Genomic DNA, 21798 nt, shown 5'->3' with positions numbered 1-21798 from the left:
CGGTGGGATCGGCGCAACAGTGTGCGGCGGGTCATCGGGCGCCGTCGCGCGTTGTGACGCGGGCGTCAGATGTGGCGGTCCTGTGAAGATGTCGCGGCGTTCCCGCCTGGTCCTGCGACGCGGCCGCCGGGGGCCGTCCGCCCGCGGGTGCGCGCGGGGCCCGCGGTCGTGACCTGTGCGATCGCAAGCCGGGTGTCGCTTTCAGGCGAGGTTCGAGGTCGCCTGTCTCTCGACGAGCGATCAGGACTTATCGGACATTCGGCCGCTTCGTGCGGCTGCCGAGGTCCGGCGCAGGCGGGCGCGCGCCCATACACTGTGCGGCTTAGTGATCTTGCCTGCTCCTACGCCGGGAGGTACCCCGCCGATGATCTCCTCGGTCGTCGCTGCCGCCGTCGCGTTCGTGTTCGCTCTGATCTGTACGCCGGTGGCCACCCGCGCCCTGGCCCGGCTGCGCGCCGGTCAGCCGATCCGCGACGTAAATCCCGCCGCGCATCAGGCCAAACGCGGCACTCCCACCATGGGCGGGCTGATCTTCATCGTCGGCACCGTGCTCGCCTACATCGTCGGCCACCTGGTGATGAACGCGCTGCCGTCGGCGCAGATCGTCCCACCGGGCCCGACGATGACCGGGTTCGTCCTGCTCGGCCTCATGGTGTTCTGCGGTGGCATCGGGTTCGTCGACGACTTCCTGAAGGTCACGAAGAAGAACACGGCCGGGCTGAGCGGGCGCTGGAAACTGGCCCTGCAGCTCATGGTCGGCACGGGATTCGGCGTGGTGGCGCTGGGCTTTCCGAGCACGGCCGGGTGGTCGGTGGCCGGCACCCGGCTGTCGTTCGTCCGCGAGATCAGCTGGCTGAATGTCGGCCAGGTCGGTGCCGTGGTCGTCTTCATCGCGATCGTCATGGCGAGCACGAACGCCGTCAACCTGACCGACGGGCTCGACGGCCTGGCCACCGGCACGTCGATCATCGTGCTCGCCGCGTACGGGCTGATCTCGTTCTGGCAGTACCGGCACTGGTGTGCCGATCCGGCGATGCAGTCGGCGTTCTGCTACGAGGCCCGGGATCCGCTGGAGACTGCGCTGATCGCCGGTGCCGCGGCCGGGGCGCTGCTCGGTTTCCTATGGTGGAACACGTCACCGGCGCGGATCATCATGGGCGACACCGGTTCCATGGCCCTCGGCGGGCTCATCGCCGGGCAGGCGGTCGCCACCCGGACCGTGCTGCTGCTGCCGGTCCTGGCCGCGCTGTTCGTGATCATCACGATGTCGCGGATCATCCAGTACACGTCCTACAAGACGACCGGCAGGCGGGTGTTCCGGATGTCGCCGCTGCATCACCACTTCGAGCTGGTGGGCTGGCACGAGGTCACGATCGTGACCCGGTTCTGGATCATCGCGGGCACGGGTGTGGCCGCCGGGCTGGGCCTGTTCTACGCCGACTTCCTCGCCCACCTGCCCTGACCCGCCGCGAGCGGCGCCGTGCGGTGCCGGCGCCGTTTGTACGATGCGCCGATGACCGTGCAGAGCATCCTCCTCCGCTTCTCCTACTTCGAGCACGACTGGATCACCGAGGACATCGACGGACCGGAGGCGGGCGAAGCGGTCCTGATGCGGGTGGTGTCCGAAGGCGACTGGTTCGAGGTCGAGGGCTCCGGGCCGGAGGAGTTCGACACCCTCGACGCCCTCGCCGAGCGGGCCGAACAGGTCATCGCCGGGGAGTGGCAGATGCCCGCGGCGGCCGTCCACCTGCCGATGGAGAAGCTCCGCACGCTCATCGCCGAAGGCGGCTGGACCTTCGCGGCCGGCGAGTTCACCGAGTTCGTCGGCAACCACCACGACACCGAGATGCTCGTCAGGCTCGTCCGCGACCGCTGACGCGCCGGGCTCCGCGCCGTGTCGGTGAATCGGGCCATTCATTCAAAGCCGTAGATTAACTTGGCACGCGTTCCACAAGCTCGCCACAAGCTCGGTGCCCGATGATTCGTCGATGACGATGAAATCGAGGATGCTGCCCGCGCTCGGCGCCGCTGTCACCGCCCTGGCCGCCGTCATCGCCGCCTCCGCCGTCGCGGACCTGCCGGGCGCGGCCGCCGACTGCCAGCGGTCGGTCGCCATCGACCCGCAGGTCACCGTGTCCGAGGCGGCAGGCACGCTGACCTTCACCGTGTACACCGCATCCTGCGCGGCGGCGGGATCGGTGGCCTACACCGTCACCGACGGCACCGCCCGCCGGCCCGGCGACTACCAGCTCGCGAGCGGCGTGCTCCAGTGGCCGGCCGGGGACACCGGCAGCAGGCAGATCCGGGCCACCGTCAGCGGTGACGTCCTGACCGAGGCTCTGCTGGAGGACTTCACGGTCACCCTCGGCAGCCCCAGCCAGAGCGTGCGGATCGTGAGCGCGTCCGGCCGCGGCCGGATCTTCGACGACGACACGCAGCTCCGGGCGGCGACCATCGACCACCGGCTGTGCCTGCTGGAGCCCCGTACCTCTCCGCCGCCGCCCACCGCGCTGCCGTCACCGTCGCCGACAACCAAACCCGACCCGGACCCCGGCTCGGGCACGCCCGCGACCCCGTGCACCATCGAATCCGGCAACATCATCAGCTCGCCGTTCGGCCTCAACACGCCGCTGACCGCCGACGCGACGGTGCACTTCCGGACCTCCGACGGCGACCTGCTCGCCGGGCTGGACTACGTGGCCGTGGACCGCACCATCACCATCCCCGCGGGAGCCACCACCGTCGCCGTCCCGATCCAGCTGCTGCCGCACGCGTTCACTCAGCAGGGCAGGCACTTCGACGTCGTCATCTCGTCCTTCTCCGGCGGTCAGGTCGTCTCCGGCAGCGCACGGGTGACCGTCTGGCGTTAGCCCAGCAGCGCCATGTTCGCCAGCGTCGCCGACTCCAGGTGCGGGTCGTCGATCTCGCGGGACAGCGCGAGCGCCCTGCCGAAGTGGTCCAGGGCGCTCGCGTGCGCGCCGCGCGACAGCTGTAGCAGGCCGATGGCGTTGGCGGTGCCGGCCTCCCGGCGCTTCTCGCCGATGCGCCGCCGGATCGCCAGCGCCAGCTCGAAGTGGTGCAGGGCCCCGTCCTCGTCGCCGTCGGCCAGCAGCGTCTCGCCGAGGTTCTGCAGCACGGCGCCTTCCAGGTGGGCGTTGCCGAGGTCGCGCGCCAGGCGCAGCGCCCGCCGCAGCGCGCCGAAGGCCGCCTCGAAGTCGGCGAGCTGGGTATGGATGTCGGCGAGGTTGTTCAGCGCCAGCGTGACGCCGGGCAGGTGGTTGTCCGCGGTGTGCAGCGCGAGCGCCTGCTCGAACGCGTCCCGGGCCGCGGGGAGCCTGCCGAGCTGGGCATGGGCGTGGGCGATGTTGTTCAGGGCCATGCCCTGCCCGCGCTGGTCGCCGCCCTCTCGCATCAGCTCCAGGGCACGGGTGAGCTGCTGCAGGGCGTCTTCGTGGCGGTGGGTGACGTTGCAGGCGACACCCAGGCCGCTGCGCATGAGCCGCTCGCCCACCGGGTCGTCCAGGCGCAGCGCGGCGGCCAGGCCCTCGCGGCAGATCTCGGTGTAGTCCGACCAGCGGCCGCGGTGGGTGTAGTAGCTGGCCAGCAGGTACGTCAGCTGCCAGGTGATCCGGGGGTCGCCGTGGGTCGCGGCGAGCCGGGCGACCGGCAGCAGGCTGGGCCGTTCGTCGTCCAGCAGGTCCAGCGCCCGGGTGGCGTCCGGCAGCGGCGGCAGGCTCGGCGGCGGGTCCTGCCAGGACAGTTTCACCCGGTCGCGAGCGGGCTCCAGCAGCTGGTTGGCGGTCTCGCCCAGCGCCAGATACCAGGTGAACAGCACGGTGCGGGTCTGCGCGGCCTCGTCGGGACCGGCACAGCCGAGCGCGTACAGGCGGATCAGGTCATGGAAGCGGTATCGGCCCTCGGCGACCTCGGTGATCAGATGTGCCGCGGCGAGTTCGTCGAGCGCCGGTGCGGCGGGCTGCCCGGCCACGGCCGTGGCCAGGTAGGTGGTGAAGGTCGGGCCGGGATGGTGGCCCATCCGCCGGAACAGCGCCGCGGCCGGCGGGCTCAGCGTCTGGTAGGTCGCGGCGAACACGGCCCGGACCCCACCGGGGTGGCCCGCCACCGACAGCGCGTCGAGGCGGTTCCCGCCGGTCAGCTCGCCGACCAGCTCGGCGAGGCTGCGCAGGGGCCGGGCGGCCAGCTTCGCGGCGGCGATACGCAGCGCCAGCGGCAGCCCGCCGCAGAGGTCCACCAGCAGGGCGGCCTGCTCGGGCTCCCGATCGACCCGGTCGTGGCCCAGCACCCGGCGCAGCAGCAGCGATGCCTCGGCCCGCGGCAGGGCGTCCAGGCTGACCGCGGCCACCTCGTGGTCGACGGCGAGCGCCGGGAGCTGGTGGCGGCTGGTGACGATCAGCAGGCTGCCCGCGTCCGGGGGCACCAGCGGCGCGACCTGCTCGGCCGAACCGGCGTCGTCGAGCAGGATCAGCATCCGGCGCTCGTGCAGGGCCGAACGATACCGGCCGGGATCGCACGCGGCCGCGTCGGCGGTGACACCCAGCGCCCGCAGCAGCTGGCCCAGGGCCTCCTGGGCGGGCATCGCGGTGGCCGGGTCGTGGCCGCGCAGGTCGAGGAAGAGCTGCCCGTCCGGATAGCGGTCGAGGACCCGCCGCGCCCAGTGCACCGCCAGCGCGGTCTTGCCCATGCCGCCGGGCCCGGAGATCACCGCGATCGGGCCCGGCCGGGCCAGCAGCGTGTCCAGCGCGGCCTCCTCCGGCCCTCGGCCGGTGAAGTGCCCGGCCGCGGGTGGCAGCTGGGCCGGTCTGGGCGCGCTCGGCGGGCCGTCGAATCCGGCGGCGGCGTCGCGGCGCAGCACCGCCTGGTGCAGGCGCTGCAGTTCCGGCCCCGGCGCCACGTCGAGCTGCTCGGCCAGGTGGCTGCGCAGCCGCTGGTATGCCCGGACGGCGTCGGCGTGCCGGCCCGACCGGCACAGGGCGAGCATGAGCAGCCCGACCAGGCGCTCGCGTCCCGGGTCGGCGGCGAGCAGCCGCTCGATCTCGTCGACTGCGGCCACGTGTTCACCCAGGCGCAGGCGGGCGTCCCAGAGGTCGTCCAGGCAGCGCATCCGAGCCTCGGCCAGCCCGCGCACCTCCGCGGCCGCCCAGCCGGCGGGTTCGGCGTCCTCGAAAGCCTCGCCGCGCCACAGCCCGAGCCCGTCGAGCAGGTAGCCGGCCGCCTCCGCCGCGGCACCGCGGGCCAGGGCCTGCCTGCCCCGCGCGGCGTCGTCGTGGAAGCGCGCGACGTCGACGTCGCCGGGGCGCAGATCCAGCAGGTATCCGGAGTCGCGGGTGACCAGGATCCCGGGCAGCCCGCAGTCCTCCAGGGCCTGGCGGACCCGGGCGATGTGGGAGTACAGCGATCCGGTGGCGGTGCGGGGCGGCTGCTCGCCCCACAGCGCCTCGGTGAGCCGGGCGTGCGAGACCGGGTTGCCCGCGCGCAGGCCGAGCAGCCCGAGCAGGGTGCGCTGGCGGCCGCCGATCAGCGTGGCGCGGCCGCGGGGGCCGGTCACCTCGACCGGGCCGAGCAGCCGGACGGTCTGGGTGCCCGGCGCGGCCGGCTGCCGCCGGTCCTCGTCGACGCGGTCACGCAGGGTCGCGAGCCTGCCCTGCTCGGCGGGGGAGGCGCCCAGCAGCCGGACGAGGGTGTCGAAGCGGTCCGTCGGCGGCAGGGTCTTGCCGGTGAAGTAGTGCGCGATGATCCCGGTCGACCAGCCGGTCCGGGCGGCCAGCGCACGGTAGGTCACCTCGGTGCCGCCCCGCCGCCGGGCGTCGCGCCGTTTGAGCTGGCGCAGCATCCGGGCGAGGTCCTGCAGGGTGCCCCCGTCGGCCATCACACTCCTCGATAGACGAAGCCGCATGTCCATCGTACGTGCGATATAGCGATGTTCAACGATGTTCAGGATCGCCCCGGCCGCCGCGGGACCTCTCCGACCATGGCTGCCATGACTCACACACCGTCCCGCCGTGCCAGGACCGGCTGGAGCGTCGCCGCGCTCCTGGTCATGGCAGTGCTCCTGCCCCCCACGGGCGCCTCGGCCGCCGAGGAGCCCAAGACCGAACAGCCCGGCACCGCCCCCGCAGAAGCCGTCCCCGGCGGCTTCCGCACCTGGGAGGACCTCAGCGAGGCGCAGACCCGCCTCAACACCGCCGCCGACGACATCCTCTCGGTGGACTCGCCCGGCTACGCCGGCACGATCGCCGCCCCCGAGAATGGCGAGCTGCACATCTACTGGAAGGGCGAGGTCCCCGCCGACGCCCAGGAGCGCGCGGCGCGCACCGGCGTACCCGTCAAGTTCCTGCCCGCCCGCTACAGCGAGGCCGAGCTCGCCGCCGAGGTCGACCGGCTCGGCGCGGACAGCCGCGTCGGCACCGCCGCACCCCAGGTCGACGGCTCGGGCCTGGCCGTCACCGTGAGCACCGACGCCGACCGCGAGGCGATCCTGGCCGAGGCCCGCCTGCCGCTGTCGGTGACCGTCGAGCGCAAGCCCGACCTGCTGTTCAACCGCCAGGCCGACATCTCGCCGTACTGGGGCGGCGCCCGCTGGAACAACCTCAGCACGGGCGGCTCCTGCTCCACCGGCTTCAGCGTGAACTGGGCCGGCCAGCCCCGCATGCTCACCGCCGGCCACTGCGGCAACAACGGCCAGGTCGCCCGGATCGGCACCGCCACCCAGCCCAACACCACCATCGTCGCCGACGTCAACGCCCGCGACACGCAGATGCTCAACCGGCCGCCCAACCGCACCTTCGCTGGGCGCATCTACACCGGAGCGTGGAACAGCTCGTCGAGCATCCGGGTCGGCGGCTCCACGGTGGACTACGTCGGCAACTGGATCTGCACCGGCGGCTCGTTCAGCGGCGAGCACTGCAACGCGAAGGTGTACGCGGTCAACACCAGCGTGCTGGGCATGGCGCCGATGACCTACGCGGCGAAGGTGCCGGGCACCCCGGCCGCGGGCAACTGCATCGCCGCGCCCGGCGACAGCGGCGGCCCGGTCTACTCGCACGGCCTGTTCGTCACCTGGCCGTTGAAGATCGAGATCGCGGCACTGGCCCGCGGCACGATCACCGCCGGCTACCTGGACACGCCCTGCGTGTCGCTCGGGGTGTGGAAGACCGGCTCCTACCGGGTCTTCTACGCACCGGTCCGGCGTCCGCTGTTCAGCCCGTACGTCGGTTCGCTGACCTTCTACGGAGCCAGCCTCCTGTGATGCTCTCCCCGCCGCGGCCGGATTGACCTCCGTGTCGCGGCACAGGTGCGGCGCCCCGCTCGCGAGCGGGGCGCCGTCGCGCTGACGACGTCACCGGCACCGAGGTGACGGAACTCCGACACTCCGTCGTGGACTGTTTCCCTGCCGGTCCGCACCTTCGCTACGGTCGTCTGACCTACGCGCGGTCGAGGAGAGTGCATGGGGCGACGCGGACGTGCCAGACGGGGCTCCCACCTCCGGGCAACGGGGGCGGCGCCGGAACCCTCGTCCGGCTCAGACTCCGGCACGCCGCCACGTCGGAGCAGGAAGATGGTCATCTACGTCGGCACGCTGGCGGCCGTCGCTGTCAGCACCGTCGTGACGTCACTCGGTCAGGGCGCGGGTGAGCAGCTGTTTGCGGGCGTCCGAAGCGCGGTGGACAAAGGATACGACGCGATCACCGACCAGCAGACGGTCAGCGTCACCGCGATCGTCGAGCGAGACCAGAACATTCAGGGTGAGACCTGGGTGTTACCGGAGCCACTGACGGCCACGGCCGACGAGGAGAGGCTGCTGGCGAACCCCTACAGCACGACTCACGACATGGACGCCGGTGACATCGAGCCGCTGCGTAGCTGGGCACGAGGGCGTGGCGGTGCAGATCCTGAGGTCAGCTTCCTCAAGCTCGTGGTCGAAGGCCGGCTGAAGTCCACGACCGTGCGGATCGTCAACATCAAGGCGAGCGTGGTCCGGCGCGGTGAGCCACTCGCGGGCACGCTGCTCATGGCCGGCCCCCAAGGCGGGGACACGCTCACCTCGATCGGCTTCGACCTCGACGAGAACGAACCCGTCGCCAGGACACTCGACGGAAAGACGGGGAAGTTCGGCAGCCCTTACTTCAGTACCCAGGAGACGACGACGCTCTCGCACGGCGAGCAGGTGGTCTTCCAGATCACGGCCCGGACCGAACGGCACTACGTCGAGTGGTGCGTCGAGCTGCAGTTGGTGGTGGACCGGAAGCTGGAGTCGTACCGAACCTGCCCGAACGGCAAGGCGATGCGCACCACGGCATTTCACGAGCGCCCCGGGCCTCGTGGCAAACCCGAGGTGGACCCTCGCGCCTACCAGACGCTGTACGTCTGGGCATGGGACATCTTTCCCAACCGCTTCATGCGCCAGGATCCACGTACGTATCAGTGGCGCTAGCCCGGCCGACGAAGCGGCCGGGTTCGGTCTCGGGCTGATCGTGGTGTTCGTGATCAGGACATCGTGATCACGCTCCGCCGGACCACCGCCTGGATACGGCCACCCGTGGTGTAGCACTGACACGACCTGGCGACCCGGCGGCCGCCGATCGCTCACCGCGGGTCGGCGGGTGGTGCGGTCGGGTCCTCGTCGGGGGTGAGGTCGAGTTGCAGCCAGGTGACGTCGTGCCAGGCACCCAGCTTCCAGCCGACCTTGCGATAGGTCCCGACGTCGGAGAAGCCGAAGGCTCGGTGCAGTCCCATGCTGGCCTCGTTGGGCTGTGTCACGCCGCCCATCACCCGGCGGTACCCGCGAGCGGCGAGGATGGGCAGCAGCGCGGCGTACAGCGCCCGCCCGGCACCGGTGCGGCGGCGTCCGGTGTGGAGGTAGATGCTGGCGTCGCAGGCCCAGCGGTAGGCGGCACGGGTCCGGTGCTCGGTACCGTAGGCGTAGCCGGCGACCGCGCCGTCCACCACCAGCACCAGCCAGGCGTGGCGCTCGTTGGCGGCCTCGATGCGGCGGGCCATCTCCGCGACGGTGGGCGCCTCGGTCTCGAACGTGATCGTGGTGTCGGTGACGTACGGCGCGTAGATCGCGGCGCAGGCGGCGGCGTCGTCCGCGGTCGCGCGGCGGATGATCCCATCCCCAATCATGCCTACTATAGTAGGCATGACATCTACTATAGTGTCAACGTGACCGACGACCTCAGCAAGGCCCTGGCCTCGACCGTGCGCGCGGCCCGCGAAGAGCGGGGACTCACCCTCGCCGCCCTGGCCGACATCTCCGGGGTGTCCCGCGCGATGATCTCAAAGGTCGAGCACGGTGACGCACAGCCCACCGCGGCCCTGCTCGCCAGGCTGTCCGGCGCGCTCGGTCTCACCCTGTCGGAGCTGATCGCACGGGCCGAGGGCGGCGCCGTGCAGCTCGCCCGGCGCGACGACCAGCCGGTGTGGACCGACCCCGAGACCGGCTACGTCCGCCGCGCCGTATCACCACCGGGGAGCACCGCCCTGGAACTGGTCGAGGTGGAACTGCCGCCCGGAGCCGAGGTCGCCTACCCGGCGCAGACATACCGCTTCATCAACCAGCAGATCTGGATACTCTCCGGCCACCTGCGCTTCGTCGAGGGCGAGCAGGTCCACGAACTCGACGCCGGCGACTGCCTGCAGCTCGGCCCGCCGGCCGACAGCGTGTTCGTCAACCCGACCACAGCCCCGTGCCGCTACCTGGTCGTGCTCGACAAGCTCACCGGCCCCAGATGACGCGCCGGGGCCGGGAGGGCGCGCGCCCTCCCGGCCGTGCCCGTTGCCTGCTCAGCGCCGGTGAACACGCTGGACTCGAGCGCGCAGGCGGCGCTGCATCAGGTCCACCGCCTCGGTCAGGGTCGGGGCCGCGGCCCGAACGTGCACATCGGCGCCGTTGACGTCCACGTCGACGCGCACGCAGGCCTCCGACGGCGCGGCTCCGCGGTCGTGGCTGAGCTTGATCCGCACCAGCAGCACCGGAGCCGGGGCGTGCCGCAGCACCACCTCGACCTTGCGCGCGGCGTAGGAGATCAGCTCGGCCGGCACCCGCCCGTACGTGCGTACCTGCACGGGATGGTCGGCGAGGACGGGACTGGTCATGGTGCACCTCCGATGGGTCGAACCACTGACACGCCCACATTCGCTGCGCGGAGCTGTGCCGCGGCAGGGTCTGCCGTCACGTGGTGAGGCGCCGAAAGTCCCGCCCCTCCAAAGGGACTGCGGTGACCTGAGGTCGGGACCAAAGGCCCTGCTGCGGCGGTGCAACGCGCTTCGATGCTTGCGGTGGTGACATCGCAGGCGACAGAAGGGCTCAGCGGATGAGGCACGCCGATCTACCGGTCGTCATCCAGGGCGGGATGGGGGTCGGCGTGTCCAGCTGGCAGCTGGCCCGCACGGTCTCGGCCGCGGGCCAGCTGGGCGTGGTCTCCGGCGTGGCGCTGGACACGCTGCTCGCCCGGCGGCTGCAACTCGGCGACCCCGGCGGGCATCTGCGCCGGGCACTGGCCGCGTTTCCCGCACCGCAGGTGGCCGAGCGGGTGCTGGACCGCTACTTCCGGCCCGAGGGTCTGCCGCAGGGCCGGCCGTTTCGGCCCGTTCCGCGGCTCAGCCTGCGACCGCGGCCGCAGGCCGTCGAGCTCACCGTGGCCGCGAACTTCGCCGAGGTCTTCCTGGCCAAGGAGGGACACGGCGGCGTGGTCGGCATCAACTACCTCGAGAAGATCCAGCTGGCCACACCGTCCTCCCTGTACGGGGCCATGCTGGCCGGTGTCGACTACGTGCTGATGGGCGCCGGGCTCCCCACGGAGATCCCCGGCCTGCTCGACGCCCTGGCCCGGCACCTGCCCGTGGAACTGCCGGTGGCCGTGGAGGGCGCCGACGCCGCCGAGCGGCACACGGTGCGGCTCGACCCACGCGAGCTGCTGCCCGATCACCCACCACTGCGCCGGCCGCGTTTCCTGGCTGTCGTGTCGTCCGCGTCACTGGCCGGATACCTGGCCCGCAGCGAACGCACCCGCCCGGACGGTTTCGTGGTGGAGAGCGCCACAGCGGGCGGGCACAGCGCACGGCCCCGGGGCCGGATGGCCCTCGACGCGGGCGGCGAGCCCGTATACGGCGAGCGTGACGCGCTGGACCTGGCCAAGGTGGCCGCGTGCGGTCTGCCGTTCTGGGTCGCCGGCGGTCAGGCCGGGCCTCGCCCGCTGGCGCTGGCACGGGCCGCCGGTGCCGTCGGCGTGCAGGTCGGGTCGGCGTTCGCCCTGTGCCGGGAATCCGGCATGGCCGGCTCGCTGCGGCAGCGGCTGCTGCGGGACGCGGCGGCCGGCGTGCTCGCCGTGCGTAATGATCCCGGGGCCTCGCCCACCGGGTTCCCGTTCAAGGTCGCCCAGCTGGCGGGCACCGTGGCGGACCCGCAGGTGTACGCCGCGCGGCCGCGCAGATGCGATCTCAGCTACCTGCGAACGCCCTACCGCAAGCCCGGCGGCGGGGTGGGTTTCCGCTGCCCGGCCGAGCCGGTCGACGACTTCGTCCGCAAGGGCGGCTCGGCCGAGCAGGCGGTCGGCAGCCGGTGCCTGTGCAACGGCCTGACCGCGACGATCGCGCTCGGCCAGCGCAGGTCCGGTGACTACGACGAACCGCCGCTGGTCACGATCGGCCAGGAGCTCGAGTTCCTGGCCGGGCTGCGCCAGCGCGCCGGTGACGACTTCAGTGCCCTTGACGTGCTGCACCACCTGCTCACGCAGGAGTAGCCGGACCGCCCGGCGCAGCGACCGCGACAACGAAGACTGGTGGCAGTGATGAGAAAGCCCGTCGGCCTGTCCACATCGACCTCCCGGCCGGAGCCGCCCACCTGGCGGTGGGCCTGGCACGGCTGGGCGAACGCGCTGGTGCTGGGCTGGCTCGCGCTCACCGTCATCACCGCGACGGGAGCGACCGCGGCCGAGCCCTGGCTGGCGGTGCACCTGTTCCTGCTGGGCGCGGTGACCACGGCGATCGTCGTGTGGAGCGAGCACTTCTCGGTGGCGCTGCTGCACGCGCAGGCACCTGACCGCCGCTGGTCCGCCGCGCGGCTGGCCTTGCTGACCGCGGGCCAGGCCGCCGTCCTGGCGGGCGTCAGCTCCGACGTCACCGTGCTGCTGGCGGCCGGCGCGACCGTCGTCACCGCGGCGATCGCCGCGCACGCCTACGTGCTGCTGCGGATGCGGCTGCGGTCGCTGGGCGGCAGGCTGGCGCCGCTGGTCGACTACTACCTGCTCGCCTGCGCGGCGCTGCTGGCCGGGGCACCGCTGGGCGCCCTGCTGGGGCTGGGCGTGGGCGGCGCAGCGTGGCACGAACGGCTGCACCTGGCCCATGCTCATCTGAACATCGGCGGCTGGGTGCTGCTCACGGTGGTCGGCACACTGTTCATGCTCTGGCCGTCGGCAGTGGGCACCACCATCTCCGGCGTCACGCACGTCGCGGCCCGCTGGTGCCTGCGTGCCCTGGCTGCCGGGCTGGTGGTCGCCGTCGTCGGCATGCTGGCCGGAAGCCCGCTCATCACGGTCGTCGGGGTCGGCGGCTACGCCGTCGGCGTGCTCGCCGCCATGGTGCCCTTCGCCGCGACGCTGCTGCACCGCCGTCCGGTCAGCGGCGCCGCGTGGCTGCTGGCCGGTTCCATCGGGTGGCTGCTGGTCGCAGTGGTCGCCGACCTGGTCGTCATCGCTTCCGGGGCGTCGGGTGACGGGCTCGACCGGCTGGGCCCGATGCTGCTCGTCGGCGTGATCGGGCAGGTGCTGATCGGCTCGCTGACGTTCCTGCTGCCCGTCGTCATCGGCGGCGGCCCGGCCGAGGTCCGCCGCGCTCGGGAGCACCTGCACCGGGGCTGGGCGGTGCGGGCCGGTGCGCTGAACGCCGGTGTCGCCGGTCTGGTCCTGTCCCCGGCGGCCGACTGGGCCGGACCCGTAGGCCTGATCCTGGTGCTCGGCGTCGGAGCGGACTTCGTGTTGCGCGCCGGCTGGCTGATCGCACCCAAGCTGGCACGCCCGGGCGTACGCGGGCGGATCACCGCCTTCGGTTCGGCGGCTGTGCTCACGGTGACGGCGATCGTGGTGGCCGTGGCCTTCGCCGGGCCGGTCCCGCTGGACGAGCACGCCTCCGGCGGCGCTCATGCGGCCGGTTCGGCCGGGGCTCGTACGGTCGAGGTGGCACTGAGCGGCATGCGCGCCACGCCATCGGTGATCGAGGTCCCGGCCGGCACGCGGCTCGTCCTGTCCGTCACGAACACCGACAGCCAGCGGCACGACCTGCGCGTCGACGGCGGCCCCAGGACGCCGCTGCTGCGCAAGGGCCAGCAGGCGAGTATCGACGTCGGCGTCGTCGCCGCGGACGTGAAGGCGTGGTGCGCCGTGCCCGGGCACCGCGCGGCCGGGATGGCGCTGACCATCAAGGTCGGCGGGGCCGCCGCCGCTGCGCAGGGCCACAGCGGGCATACCACCGCGACGGGACCTGCTCCGGACCCCGGCGCGGCCTACAGCACCGGCTTCACCGCGCACGACGCCGTCCTGCCACCGGCGCCCACCGGCAGGCTGCACCGCGTCGAACTGCCCGTGGTGGACAAGGAGATCGAGGTCGCGCCGGGCCTGCGGCAGAAGAGCTGGACCTTCGGCGGCTCGGTGCCGGGGCCGACACTGCGGGGCAGGGTCGGTGACGAATTCGAGATCACCCTGGTCAACCGCGGCACCCTCGGCCACAGCATCGACTTCCACGCCGGGGCCACCGCACCGGACGGCATGATGCGCACCATCGAACCCGGCGAGCGGCTGGTCTACCGGTTCCTGGCCGACAAGGCCGGTGCCTGGCTCTACCACTGCGGCACCATGCCGATGACCCAGCACATCAGCGCCGGCATGTTCGGGGCCGTCATCATCGACCCGCCGGACCTGGCCCCGGCCGACCGGGAGTACGTGATCGTCGCCAGCGAGCTATACCACGGTGAACCCGGCGGCGAGCCGGTCACCGCGGCGCTGCGGGCGGGCACCCCCGACGGCTGGGTCTTCAACGGCAGTGCCAATCAGTACGACGGTGCACCCCTGCCCGCCAAGGTCGGCGAGCGGGTGCGGTTCTGGGTGGTGTCGGCCGGTCCCGGTTCCAGGACCGCCTTCCACGTGGTGGGTACACGCTTCGACACCGTCTACCGGGAGGGCGCCTACCTGCTGCGCCCCGGTGCGGGCGCGGCGCAGGTGCTCGACCTGGCTCCGGCCCAGGGCGGCTTCGTCGAGATGACCTTCGCGGAACCGGGCGGCTACCCCTTCGTCGACCACGACATGCGCCACGCCGAAGCCGGAGCGCACGGCGTCGTCCAGGTCACCAGATGACCGACATCAGCCGCACGCCGCCGGCCTCGGGCTCCGCCGGGGCAGCGATTCATCACGAGAGAGGAAGCCGACGTCGTGTGCAACTACTGCGGGTGCCGGGAGTTCCCGCTCATCGGCCGGCTCACCGCCGAACATGAGGCGATAGCCGAAGCCGCCGGGCGGCTGCGTGACGCGATCACCAAAGGCGCCGGTTACCCCCAGGCGCTGCTGGACGCCCTGCTCGGGCTACTCAAGCCGCACACCGCCGCCGAGGAGCGAGGCCTGTTCGCCGAACTGCGCGCCGAGGGCAGCCTGGCCGGGGCGGTGGAGCAGCTGTGCGCCGAGCACGACGACATCCACGGTGTCCTGAACGCCGTGGACCGGTCCGGCCCGGACTGGCCGGCGGTGCTCGGGGCGCTGCAACGGCTGCGCCGGCACATCGACAACGAGGAACACGGGCTGTTCCCGGCCGCCGTGATCGCGCTGCCGATCCCCGCGTGGGAACGGCTGGACCCACGACCCGCGGAAAGCGGCGGCGCAGCCGGGCGGCAGCGATGACGGCGGGCGGCGGGTGTGCCCGAGCCTGGTCGGGCACCGCGCTTCGCCTGGTGCTGGGAGCGGTGCTCTTCGTCGCGGGGGCGCTGAAGGTGACCGACCTGGCCGGTTCGGTGCGCGCCGTCGGCGCCTACCAGCTCATGCCTTACGAGGCAGCGGAGACGGCCGGTGCGGTCCTGCCGTTTCTGGAGATCACGGTGGGCATCCTGCTCCTGGCGGGGCTGGCCACCAGGTTCGCCGCGGCCGTGTCCGCGCTGCTGCTGACGGCATTCACCGCGGGCATCATCTCGGCGTGGGCACGCGGGCTGTCCATCGACTGCGGCTGTTTCGGCGGCGGGGGAGCGCTCGCCGCCGGCCAGAGCCCGCAGTACGGCTGGGAGCTGCCGCGAGACGGGTTGCTGCTGGCCGTGGCAGTGGTGCTGGTCGTCTGGCCACGGACGGCGGTGTCGGCCGATGGATGGCTTGCCCGGGTGGCCGCCGAGGCGGAGCCGACCGCGGCGCGCCCCGCATCGGACGCCGAGACCGGCTAGTCTCACCGGCGTCGCAGACATGACCAGGGGTACGGCGCGCAGCGCCGTACCCCTGGTCATCACGACCCGGCTGGTGAAGCCACCGGCAGCCGTGAAGTGTGGCCGTCCTGATGCCGGTGCTGCTCGCCGCCGTCCGCCGAGAAGAGCGGCGTGCTGAGATACCGCTCGCCGGTGTCCGGCAGGATCACGACGATCGCGGCGCCGCGATGCTCGGCCCTGCCCGCCACGGCGAGGGCAGCGTGCAGCGCGGCGCCACCCGAGACACCGGCCAGCAATCCCTCGGTGCGGGCCAGCCGGCGCGCGGCGGCACGGGCCTGTTCGACGTCCACGCGAACGATCTCGTCGATGACGGCGGTGTCGAGCACGGCCGGCACGAAACCGGCACCGATGCCCTGGATGCCGTGCGGGCCGGCCGCGCCGCCCGAGAGCACGGGTGACTCGGCGGGTTCGACCGCGATCACCCGGGTGGCCGGACGCCGCTCCTTGAGCAGCCGGCCGACGCCCGTGATGGTGCCGCCGGTGCCCACACCGGCCACCAGCACGTCGACCTCTCCGTCGGTGTCGCGCCAGATCTCCCCGGCGGTGGTGCGGTAGTGCACCTCCGGGTTGGCCCGGTTGTCGAACTGGCGGGCCAGGAAGGCGCCCTCCCGCTCGGCGATCTCACGCGCCCGGCGTACGGCGCCTGGCATGCCCTCCCCGGCCGGGGTGAGGATCACGTCCGCGCCGTACGCGGCGAGCAGCGCGCGACGCTCCACGCTCATGCTCTCCGGCATGGTCAGTGTCAGCCGATACCCCAGCGCAGCCGCGGCCATGGCCAGGCCGATGCCGGTGTTCCCGCTGGTGGCCTCCACGATCCGGGCCCCGGTCACCAGCTCGCCGGACTCTTCGGCGGCCTTGATCATGGCCAGCGCGATGCGGTCCTTGACGCTGCCGCCGGGGTTGGCCGATTCCAGTTTGGCCACCAGTCGGCCGGGGGTGTCACCGGCGAAGCGCCGTAGCCTCACCAGCGGGGTGCGGCCGATCATCTCGGTCACGTTCTGATAGATCATCCAGTGCTCCTGTCGGTTCGCTGAGGTCCGGGAGAGTCGGGCCGGTGCCAAGCCGGGCGGGAACCGCCGCCGGTGCCCGCATCCGGGCTCCGGCCGGCACGTCGGCCAGCACCAGGCAGTGCGCGCCGATCCGGGCGTCGTCGCCCACGCGGATCGGCCCCAGCAGGGTGGCGCCGACGCCGAGCACCACCCGGTCGCCGACGCTCGGATGGCGGCGGGCGGCCTTGCCGTCGGCCCACCAGCCACGGCCGCCCAGCGTGACCCGGTGGTACATCGTGACGTCGTCGCCGACCCGGGCGGTCTCGCCGATGACGACGCCTGCGCCGTGGTCGATGAACAGCCGCCGGCCGATCCGGGCGCCGGGATGGATCTCGACACCGGTGGCCCAGCGGGCCAGCTGCGAGATCGCCCTCGGGACCAGCGGCACGCGGCCGCGGTGCAGCAGGTGCGCCAGCCGGTGCGCCCACAGCGCCCACAGCCCCGGATACAGCAGCACCTCCGCCACCCGGATGCCGTAGAGCGCCGGGTCGCGGCGGCACGCCGCCCGCACGTCGTCGAACATGTCGGCTCCTCCGCGAACTCGGCGGCCTACGCCTGCTCGACCGCCGCGAGCAGGGTCTGGGCGGTGGGGTTGGCCAGCTTCCGACCGTCGACGAACACCGTGGGCGTGCCGTTGACGCCCCGTCGGCTCATGCCGTCGGTGACGTGGGTGACCCAGTCGGCGTACCGGCCGTCGCGCAGGCACGGGCCGAACGTGTCATCGGACAGGCCGGCGGTTGCCGCTATCTCCACCAGCCGGTCGTCGGTGTGCCCGGCGCCGCCTTCGGCGGGCTGGTCGGCGTAGAGCGCATTGGTGTACTGGACGAGCCGGCCGGCGTCGGCGGCGCAGCCTGCTCCCGCCGCGGACCGGGACGAGTAGTCGTTGGTGGAGTACCGGTCGAGGATGGCGACCGGGTGGTACACCATCGTGATGCGCCGCTCGGCGAGCAGCCGCTCGATGGTCGCGCCGGCCTGCTGCTCGAACTGCCGGCAGGCGGGGCACAGGTAGTCCAGATACACCTCGACCGTCACGGGGCCGTCGCCCACGCGCACCCCGGTGCGGTCGTCGGTCGCCGACGCGGGCGCGGCGAAGCCTGCGGCGGGCTGCTGCGAGCGGTACACGCCGTAGCCGACGATGCCCGCGACGAGCAGCGCCACGGCCGCCACGGCCGAGGTCACCGCCGTGCGCCGCCGCCGGCGCTCCAGCGCGAGCTGCTCACGGACCACCCGGGCGGCCTGCTTGCGCCCGGCTCGCGTACTCATCAGTGCTTCTCCTCGCTGTCGTGGCCGTCCATCACGGCTCGCGGTGCGGACAAGTCGTCTCCGGGCGGGTGAATCCCGGCCGGGCGATCGCCGGCGGCCAGCGCGAGAGCGAACGAGCCCGGCTGGTAGGCGCAGGCCGGTTCCTCGGCGTACACGTCACCGGTGGTCGCGTAGGCGCGGGCGCGGGAGCCGCCGCAGACCGTGCGGAACTCGCAGCGGCCGCAGCGGCCGCCGAGCTGGTCGACGTCGCGCAGTGCCCGGAACAGCACCGATTCCCGATAGACGTCGGCCAGGCGCTCGTGCCGGACGTTGCCCGCGCCCAGCGGGAGGAATCCGCTGGGGTGAACGGCGCCGCGGTGGGACACGAACACGAAGCCGTTGCCGGCGCTGACGCGCATCGGAGGGCGGCGGGCCCGGCGTGGGCTCCCGCTCAGCCCGCGCTCGTCGAAACCGGCGCGCAGCCGGTCGTACAGGGGGCCGAGGCCCAGCACCTGGCGGGGGTCGAGCCCGCGCGCCTCCAGCGCGGCCCGCTGCAGGCAGACCCGGCGGAAATGGTGCGCCTCGGTCGTCTTCACCGGCACGTGCTCGCCCAGGTCGTACAGCGCGTGCAGGACGTCCTCGGTCTGCGCGGGGTCGAGTCCGGAGAGCGCGCGGCCCCGGCCGGTGGGCACCAGGAAGAAGACGCTCCACAGCATGGCGCCGTAGTCGCGGACGCGGGCGGCGATCCCGGGCAGCTCCAGCACGGTGTCGCGGGTGACGGTGGTGTTGATCTGAACCTTGAGCCCGGCGCCGAGCGCGGCGTGCCAGGCGTCGACCGTCCAGCGGTGCACACCCGCCACCCCGCGGAACCCGTCGTGCGCGACGGCGTCCGCCGCGTCGAGGCTCAGCGAGATCGCACGGGCTCCGGCGTCGCGCAGCCTCCCGATCGCCTCGCGGGTCAGCGTCGGCGTCCCCGAGGGCGACACCGACACCGCCAGGCCCAGGCCGGTGCCCTGCCGCACGAGGTCGTACAGGTCCGGGCGCTGGAACGGGTCGCCGCCCGTGATGACGAACAGCGGCGCGGGGCGGCCGAACGCGGCCACCTGGGCCATGAGATCCACGGCCTCGCCGGTGGTGAGTTCACCGGGATCACGCGCCGGGCGGGCGGTGGCGCGGCAGTGGCGGCAGGCCAGCGGGCACGCCTGGGTGGCCTCCCAGATGACGATGAACGGCCGCTCGGCGACGTCCTGGCGGGGCGCTCGCAGGCCCGGCCGCGCAGCGCTGCCGCCGGTCATGCGGGTCCACCGTGCGCACCCGCCAGCTGACCCGTCCGCTGCGCGCGGCGGCCGTCGGTGAGCGTCTCGTGGTAGCACATGGCCCAGCCCCTCTCTGGCTCGATGTGAGCGATCCTGGGGCCGTACAGCGGCCGGGGGCAGGGCCGATACTCACCGCCGGGCAGGACCAAGGTCCCCCGCGAAAAGGCGTTGTGCGGCAGTGCTTCCGTTCGGGGAGGGCTCGGATCCGAGTCGGCTCAGGACAGGGCGGCAGCGGTCAGCACCAGGGCGCTGGCCGCGATCTCGGCGAGACCGACCTGCTTGGGCGTGAGCCGGTGCCGGGGCAGTGCCCAGGCACGGGCGAGCAGCACGGCGAACACCGCAGCCGGGACCGGGCCGAGCGCGGCGGCGGCGACCAGCGCCAGCGCGTGGAATCCGACTGAGGCGCGCCGGTACGCCGCGCTGCCCCGCTCGCGGATCATCGTCTTCACGTACAGCACCGTGCCGGTGAAGTAGAGCAGCACGATGACGAACGGCGCGAGCACCCGGCCGGGCGGCACGTGGGCCACGACCGCGACGACGAAGACCATCAGGCAGCTCTGCGCCACCGAGGCGAGATCGTTGAGCAGCGCCCGTTCCCGGCGGCGGCGGGCGTACCAGACGTTGACCCCGAGCAGCGCCGCGTACGCCGGTGCGAAGAGCAGCACAGCCGATCGCAGGACAACCACCGGCGCGGCGAGCACGGCGGTGACCGGCCCGTACAGCGCCAGCTGCGGGCCGAACCTGCGCAGCCGGCCGGTCTTGACCGCCTGCAGGGCGAAGTAGGACAGCAGGTAACCGGCCACCCAGGCGCCGAGCAGCGGCAGGTCCAGCCAGCGGAAGCCCGCCACGAGCAGCCCGGCCAGGTACGGCACGAGCAGCATCGCCCAGGCGCCGTGCTGCGGCGGCACGAACCGCCGCGCGCTGCCGGACCGCCGGACGCGCCGCGGCGGCCGGTCGAGGGGAGCGGCCACGGTCATCGGATGCCTCCGTGGATATTCCGGCCTTCAGGCCGGAGAGGAAACGGAACGCCTGGGGAGCAGGGCAGGAGAAGCCGGTTCGCCGTCAAGGCGAATCCGGCACCCACCGGTGTCGCGGAAGTGAACAGGTGTGCTAATTTGTTGCGGCCTGGCCGGCGAAAACCAAGTCGGCCGGGCCTACCGCCGGGCTGGCGGGAAGTCAGGTCTGTGGAGCCTGTGTAAGACCGATGGGCGGTACACCGCTCCTTGCTGGTAACCCAGGTCGGCAACGGGCTGCGAAGCAGAAAGTTCGAACCGCGAGGGTCGAATCCCCCTGCTCCAGCTGGGGGAGATGTCAACGCGCGCTCACCTCGATGACGCCGCGGGCGCCGCGTTCGGCGTCGACCATGGCGTGGCTGACGAACGGGTAGTGCCCGGCCTCCGGCAGCACCGTCTCCACGAACCCGCCCCCGGCCGGGTGCAGCTGCAGCACCTGCGCCCCGCCCGGGTCGGCCGGGCGCAGCAGCCAGCGGCCCTCGGCGTAGACGGTGTCGAACTGGCCGCCGACGACGTGGAACGACGAGCTGCGGCTGGGTCCGGCGTCGAGCACCCAGAAACGCACCCGGTCCCCGGCGCGGGCGGTGAGCGCGTGGTGGGCGTACTGGGTGGCATGGCCGTTGAACACCACCGCGTCGGGACGTTCGGCCTGCATCTTGGCCAGGTCGCCGGGCTCGTCCGGAGGGCCGAGGTAGAGCTCGGACTGCACCAGGACGTACTCGCGGTCCACCGGGGCCAGGCCGGGCGGGTCGATGATGACGGCGCCGTACATGCCGTTGCCGATGTGCAGCAGCATCGGCATCGTCGAGCAGTGGTACATCCAGATGCCGGCCTTGGTGGCGGTGAACCGGTAGGTCAGCCGCTCGCCGGGTTCGATCGGCCGCATCGGGCCGTCCGGGGCCAGGGCTCCGGCGTGGAAGTCGACGCCGTGGTCGACGCTGCCGTCGTTGCTCAGCGTGATCTCGAAGGTGTCACCGACCCGACCCCGCAGCACCGGCCCGGGCGCGGTCCCGTTGAACGTCCACAGCTGCTGCCGGACGCCGGGCGCCACCTCGCGCTGCACCTCCTGTACCCGCAGGTCCAGCCGGTGCACCCGCCCGGTCGGCGGCACGGGCGCCGTGGCGTCGTGAGCCTGGAATCCGGGCCCGGGCGCGGCCATGAAGTCGATCCGCGCCGCCTGCGGGCTCGCGGCGGCGGTGGGGGCCGCGTGGCCACCGGGGTGGGCGCCGGTGCTGATGGACAGCGTCATCCCGGCCTGCCGGTGTCCGGGCAGCGAGCACCAGCCGGACACCGGCCCGGAGATCACTCCGGCGTCGAAGCGGACCGTGCCGCCCGCGCCGACCGCGCCGCTCTTGGCACCGGTGGCCAGGACGAGGTCGTGACGGCGGGTGTCGTGGTTGCTCAGTTCGATGATCAGCCGATCGCCGGCCGGGACGGTGATCTGCGAGGGCTGGAAGCGCATGCCCTCGGCGGTCACCGCGACCGTGGTCGTGCGCCCGGTGGGCGCGGCCATGGTGGCGGCCGCGGGTACCGCACTCGAAGAGCCGCCGCTCGCGCGTTCGGCGACCACGCCGACGAGCACGGCGAGCAGGACCAGTGCGAGCCCGGCCGCGAACCCGCCGAGCGGCCGCGGCGCGGCCGGCGCGGCCGGTGGGGCGAGGGGGGACGATCCGGGTTTCGGAGCGCCGGTTGCGGGTACGGACACGGGG

At 72.9% G+C, this 21798-nt stretch carries 19 protein-coding genes; 10 read left to right on the top strand and 9 right to left on the bottom strand.

Annotation, left to right across the window (positions count from 1 at the left end; genetic code table 11):
- Window positions 1–364 precede the first annotated feature (364 nt).
- The 3 genes from mraY to Cba03nite_RS23940 all read left to right on the top strand — a co-directional run bounded on the left by mraY (window position 365) and on the right by Cba03nite_RS23940 (window position 2870).
- Entirely contained in the window at window positions 365–1462 is a 1098-nt protein-coding gene (gene mraY / locus Cba03nite_RS23950) for a phospho-N-acetylmuramoyl-pentapeptide-transferase (RefSeq protein WP_203750378.1), read from the top strand.
- A gap of 51 nt (window positions 1463–1513) precedes the next feature.
- On the top strand, window positions 1514–1876 hold the full coding sequence (locus Cba03nite_RS23945; protein WP_203750375.1) for a hypothetical protein: 363 nt from the start codon (window positions 1514–1516) through the stop codon (window positions 1874–1876).
- A 112-nt stretch (window positions 1877–1988) separates the two neighbouring features.
- Window positions 1989–2870, top strand: coding sequence for a Calx-beta domain-containing protein (locus Cba03nite_RS23940; RefSeq protein WP_203750372.1), 882 nt, complete (start codon window positions 1989–1991; stop codon window positions 2868–2870).
- On the opposite strand, the gene Cba03nite_RS23935 is transcribed toward Cba03nite_RS23940, so the two are convergent.
- Window positions 2867–5887 carry a BTAD domain-containing putative transcriptional regulator gene (locus Cba03nite_RS23935; RefSeq protein ID WP_203750370.1) on the bottom strand — a complete coding sequence of 1007 codons (3021 nt, stop codon included), beginning with the start codon at window positions 5885–5887 and terminating at the stop codon, window positions 2867–2869. The genes Cba03nite_RS23940 and Cba03nite_RS23935 overlap by 4 nt on opposite strands.
- A 111-nt stretch (window positions 5888–5998) precedes the next feature.
- Between Cba03nite_RS23935 and Cba03nite_RS23930 the strand changes: the two genes are divergently transcribed.
- Both Cba03nite_RS23930 and Cba03nite_RS23925 read left to right on the top strand, forming a co-directional pair.
- The gene (locus Cba03nite_RS23930) at window positions 5999–7267 is read left to right on the top strand and encodes a S1 family peptidase (protein WP_203750368.1); all 1269 of its coding nucleotides are present in this window, start codon (window positions 5999–6001) and stop codon (window positions 7265–7267) included.
- 309 nt (window positions 7268–7576) lie between these two features.
- Window positions 7577–8452, top strand: coding sequence for a hypothetical protein (locus Cba03nite_RS23925; RefSeq protein ID WP_203750366.1), 876 nt, complete (start codon window positions 7577–7579; stop codon window positions 8450–8452).
- A gap of 152 nt (window positions 8453–8604) precedes the next feature.
- Here Cba03nite_RS23925 and Cba03nite_RS23920 read toward each other — a convergent pair whose 3' ends face one another.
- Window positions 8605–9144 (bottom strand): arsinothricin resistance N-acetyltransferase ArsN1 family B, encoded by a 540-nt coding sequence (locus Cba03nite_RS23920; protein WP_203750364.1) that lies wholly within the window; start codon window positions 9142–9144, stop codon window positions 8605–8607.
- Window positions 9145–9183: 39 nt separating this feature from the next.
- On the opposite strand from Cba03nite_RS23920, the gene Cba03nite_RS23915 reads away from it, so the two are divergent.
- Entirely contained in the window at window positions 9184–9753 is a 570-nt protein-coding gene (locus Cba03nite_RS23915) for a helix-turn-helix domain-containing protein (protein WP_203750362.1), read from the top strand.
- Between the two features lie 51 nt (window positions 9754–9804).
- On the opposite strand, the gene Cba03nite_RS23910 is transcribed toward Cba03nite_RS23915, so the two are convergent.
- Window positions 9805–10116 carry an HPF/RaiA family ribosome-associated protein gene (locus Cba03nite_RS23910; RefSeq protein WP_203750360.1) on the bottom strand — a complete coding sequence of 104 codons (312 nt, stop codon included), beginning with the start codon at window positions 10114–10116 and terminating at the stop codon, window positions 9805–9807.
- A gap of 218 nt (window positions 10117–10334) precedes the next feature.
- Between Cba03nite_RS23910 and Cba03nite_RS23905 the strand changes: the two genes are divergently transcribed.
- From Cba03nite_RS23905 to Cba03nite_RS23890, 4 genes are all read left to right on the top strand, one after another.
- Window positions 10335–11762, top strand: a complete 1428-nt coding sequence (locus tag Cba03nite_RS23905) for a nitronate monooxygenase (RefSeq protein ID WP_203750357.1) — start codon at window positions 10335–10337, stop codon at window positions 11760–11762.
- 48 nt (window positions 11763–11810) lie between these two features.
- Window positions 11811–14366 (top strand): multicopper oxidase domain-containing protein, encoded by a 2556-nt coding sequence (locus Cba03nite_RS39975; RefSeq protein WP_239125981.1) that lies wholly within the window; start codon window positions 11811–11813, stop codon window positions 14364–14366.
- A gap of 75 nt (window positions 14367–14441) precedes the next feature.
- Complete coding sequence (locus Cba03nite_RS23895) at window positions 14442–14903, top strand: hemerythrin domain-containing protein (RefSeq protein WP_203750348.1); 462 nt, start codon at window positions 14442–14444, stop codon at window positions 14901–14903.
- The gene (locus Cba03nite_RS23890; RefSeq protein ID WP_203750345.1) at window positions 14900–15430 is read left to right on the top strand and encodes a DoxX family protein; all 531 of its coding nucleotides are present in this window, start codon (window positions 14900–14902) and stop codon (window positions 15428–15430) included. Before Cba03nite_RS23895 ends, Cba03nite_RS23890 begins: the two co-directional genes overlap by 4 nt.
- A gap of 59 nt (window positions 15431–15489) precedes the next feature.
- On the opposite strand, the gene cysK is transcribed toward Cba03nite_RS23890, so the two are convergent.
- The 6 genes from cysK to Cba03nite_RS23860 form a co-directional block, all read right to left on the bottom strand.
- Window positions 15490–16479, bottom strand: coding sequence for a cysteine synthase A (gene cysK, locus Cba03nite_RS23885; RefSeq protein WP_203750342.1), 990 nt, complete (start codon window positions 16477–16479; stop codon window positions 15490–15492).
- On the bottom strand, window positions 16409–17041 hold the full coding sequence (epsC, locus tag Cba03nite_RS23880) for a serine O-acetyltransferase EpsC (protein ID WP_203750339.1): 633 nt from the start codon (window positions 17039–17041) through the stop codon (window positions 16409–16411). The genes cysK and epsC overlap by 71 nt, the downstream gene beginning before the upstream one ends.
- Before the next feature lie 26 nt (window positions 17042–17067).
- Window positions 17068–17781, bottom strand: coding sequence for a DsbA family protein (locus Cba03nite_RS23875; protein ID WP_203750336.1), 714 nt, complete (start codon window positions 17779–17781; stop codon window positions 17068–17070).
- Entirely contained in the window at window positions 17781–19025 is a 1245-nt protein-coding gene (locus Cba03nite_RS23870; RefSeq protein WP_203750601.1) for a TIGR04053 family radical SAM/SPASM domain-containing protein, read from the bottom strand. The genes Cba03nite_RS23875 and Cba03nite_RS23870 overlap by 1 nt, the downstream gene beginning before the upstream one ends.
- A 266-nt stretch (window positions 19026–19291) precedes the next feature.
- On the bottom strand, window positions 19292–20053 hold the full coding sequence (locus Cba03nite_RS23865; RefSeq protein ID WP_203750333.1) for a YwiC-like family protein: 762 nt from the start codon (window positions 20051–20053) through the stop codon (window positions 19292–19294).
- Between the two features lie 334 nt (window positions 20054–20387).
- Window positions 20388–21794 carry a multicopper oxidase domain-containing protein gene (locus Cba03nite_RS23860; RefSeq protein ID WP_203750330.1) on the bottom strand — a complete coding sequence of 469 codons (1407 nt, stop codon included), beginning with the start codon at window positions 21792–21794 and terminating at the stop codon, window positions 20388–20390.
- Window positions 21795–21798: the final 4 nt, after the last annotated feature.

Origin of the sequence: Catellatospora bangladeshensis, from assembly GCF_016862575.1 — a bacterium.
In the GTDB taxonomy this organism is placed as follows: domain Bacteria; phylum Actinomycetota; class Actinomycetes; order Mycobacteriales; family Micromonosporaceae; genus Catellatospora; species Catellatospora bangladeshensis.
The sequence above is the reverse complement of the archived record's forward strand: the minus strand, read 5'-3'. Positions and strand labels throughout refer to the sequence as shown.